Raw genomic sequence first — 2,966 nt, 5'->3', positions numbered from 1 at the left:
CCATCTGTTAACCATGACAGTGCAATATCGTGTGGGTTGCCTTCTTTGTAGATTGTACTATTTAATGATCTGCCGGTTGATGTTACTACATCACCAGCCGACCGGAATGTACCGTTATGCTCAAACTCCCAGTTTTTAAAAGCTCCGTTATCTTCGTTTAAATTTATAACGCCGCGTCCAAATTCACCATTCTCGTAATATCCGGTTTGCTTCGTCGTATATCCTATCGAAAAGACTGTTCCCCAGTCTCCTTTTGTTCTAACTTTGCCTTTTATAAAAGGATGAAATGTTGATTCGCGTGTATAACCTACCGCATCAACGAAAAATGGGGCTTGCATGTCAAATTGATTATGATAGCCGCCCGTGCCGTGGTGCTTAGTAATAATGTTTGGAACCGAAAGCTGGCCTGTCATTGTATCGCCGCTCTTTGACACACGCCGGTTTGCGTTATCATTAGCATTATTTGCGATATTTTCAGCAGAGTTTGCCGTATGTTGTGCATTATCTGCTGCGGTTTTCGCTTCAACGCCTTTGTCATAAGCCGTTTTAACCGCTTTTGATGTCGCTACAGTATCAGACGAGTTACTATTCACTTCATCAGATTTTTTGCTGTTCGGAATAACATCACCTAGAGTTCTTGTATTGGAATCAATAAGCTGCTTTAGCAAAAATGCGGTTTTAGGCGTTAATGCTAAATCCTCGCGCTGACTGTCGTAACCGGTATAAAGTTGAGTTAAGCCGTATTGGGTTAATGTCGCACGGGCAATTTCAGTTAGCGTAAAGCCCCAACGCACCCAATATTGCGAATTAGCTTCATTTGGTTGGTTGTTTTGGTTTGCTTTCAGTGCGCGATAGCTTAAGCCGTCAAACTGTACGCAAGAACCTTTATTGTAGTCTTGTGTAGCCGACCACTCCGGCAATCCGCGCTGCATTAAATAGGCGTGCTTTTCGTCCAGCCGTTTGAATAAAAAGTTAAACCACTCCATAGGTGGAATGCCTTGCGTTTGATCGAAAGTAATCCCCCAACCGCGCAATAAATCGGGGAAATTATCCACTTCGCCCTGTTTTGCAGATGACGCAAAAATGCTTTCGTCCGGTTTGTTGACTAATGCCATAAATGACCTCTTACACTAATTTGAAAATATATTGCACGCCAGCCTGGCGCGGCAAAATATCAAGATTATTGATTGCAAATTTTTTGAAATCGGATATGTTTTGGTTTGATACTGATACTGATACTGATACTGTCATGTCATAGTTATCGATGACGCGGCAGCCGTCCCCAAAAATAAACCGGCACGCCTCAATCATATTTGGTAGCGTGCCGGTTTGATAATTTTTCAAAATTCGGCATTTGATCATAAATCGATAATCCTCATCGGATAATCGCACCGAATCAGCCAGCGGGTCGCGTCTGCGATACCATTGCCCGCCCCCTCTTCTTAACTTGCTAAACCCTAGTGCTTGCGTAGACCCTCGGAAGCCGAAAAACTTCCGCATTTGATACCCGTTAATGATTCGCCCTTGTCCAACGTGCTTTCCAACGAGATCTAACTGATGACCTGTTGCTGTTTCAATATTTAACACGTCTTGCAACTGATACAAATCAACAAAGCCCTGGGCGATAATGCTTTCTATCAGCTTGATAGTGGCAACGGCTTTCGGCTTATTGCGATATTGCCAAATCAATAAATCAGCATAAGCCATTATTCCACCTCGATAGTAATATCTGACGCTAAAATACGAGCCAGTTCACGCGGCTGGACGGCCACATTTTCCGCTTTTAATGCCTGCCCTTTGCGTCCAATTTTCAGTTCTTTTACCCAGAATCCGCCCACCTGGTTAATTGGCGAGTAAAGACGCGATAACGATAAATTCTGCCCTATTTCAAACTTCTGGATAGATAATAGTCGCTTAATTTCTTCTTTATCCACTTCGGTAAAATCTTCATACCGCACACAGCGCATAGACACCTGCACATCAACCTGGACAACGCGATCAAAGCGTAATGTGCGACGCTCATTATTTATGGTCAAAGTCGTTTCTGTGCCACCTTGCAACCCTACGCCGGCGCCCTTGTTTTCGTAAATCACTTGCGCGATCTGATTATCTTCGCCACCATCAACAATAACGTTTAAAGAATGTGGCTCAACGCCGTTTTTGTCCCGTTGTTTTGTGTTGTTCTCTAACACTTTCACCTGTTTAACATCAGGCAAGGCGGCGATTTTTGATTGGATAGCGTCCGCCGAATTTTGCGCATTTTTGGTTCGACTAATGAAAAAACGTTCTCGTAATTGCTGATCGGTTTCTTCTTCCACGCCGATTTCCGCATTTTCAAGCGTTGTGGCCGCGTTAAGCCCAAGCGTCACAGTCTCAATCGTTAAATTTGTGTTCTTGGCAAGATTAAATGCGCCAAGTTCTTCACTGCGAAAATCCGCCCGCGCGGAACCGTTACTGTCTAACTGCACATTTGCATTCAAAACCCACCGCACTTTATGAGGGTCTGAAACGACAATGCCAGCATAAAGCTGTGTTAAGGGTTCACCGGTTAAAACTACCGAGCGCAGATAACTGTAACTTGCCGCGCGACGCATTAAACCGGCATAAGCTACGCGTTGTTCAAGCCATGCGCCGGTTGCTACGTCCGGATCTAATTGGCGATAGACATTCTCCGCCATTTCTTCAATATCCATCTTAATTTGCGACAATAGGCCAACCATCTGTCCGTCCGGTGTATCGGGCGAAAGGTCAATATTTTGACCGTAAATTTGCAGAAAGCCTTCTTCAAAGCGCGTAATAATGTCGCTTAATCGCTCAATCTGGATGCCGGTTTGAATCAGCTTCGCCATTATAATTTCCCCATAAAAAAACACCGCACTTTAAGCTGTATAGCGTGCGGTCTGTTGTTGCCCGTAAATGTCCTGATAATCAATGGATATTGTCAGTTTGCGCGAATCGGGTTCAAA

The 2,966-nt window shown here is 44.2% G+C and carries 3 protein-coding genes; all 3 read right to left on the bottom strand.

The window, feature by feature from the left end:
• Positions 1 to 1,115: tail fiber protein (locus A3CS_RS0110665; RefSeq protein ID WP_019518482.1), on the bottom strand; the 1,115-nt coding region annotated here is incomplete at its 3' end.
• 10 nt (positions 1,116 to 1,125) lie between these two features.
• Entirely contained in the window at positions 1,126 to 1,707 is a 582-nt protein-coding gene (locus A3CS_RS0110660; protein ID WP_015971262.1) for a DUF2612 domain-containing protein, read from the bottom strand.
• Positions 1,707 to 2,849 (bottom strand): baseplate J/gp47 family protein, encoded by a 1,143-nt coding sequence (locus A3CS_RS0110655; RefSeq protein ID WP_015971261.1) that lies wholly within the window; start codon positions 2,847 to 2,849, stop codon positions 1,707 to 1,709. The genes A3CS_RS0110660 and A3CS_RS0110655 overlap by 1 nt, the downstream gene beginning before the upstream one ends.
• Positions 2,850 to 2,966: the final 117 nt, after the last annotated feature.

Source organism: Aggregatibacter actinomycetemcomitans DSM 8324, assembly GCF_000372365.1.
Lineage (GTDB): Bacteria > Pseudomonadota > Gammaproteobacteria > Enterobacterales > Pasteurellaceae > Aggregatibacter > Aggregatibacter actinomycetemcomitans.
The sequence above is the reverse complement of the archived record's forward strand: the minus strand, read 5'-3'. Positions and strand labels throughout refer to the sequence as shown.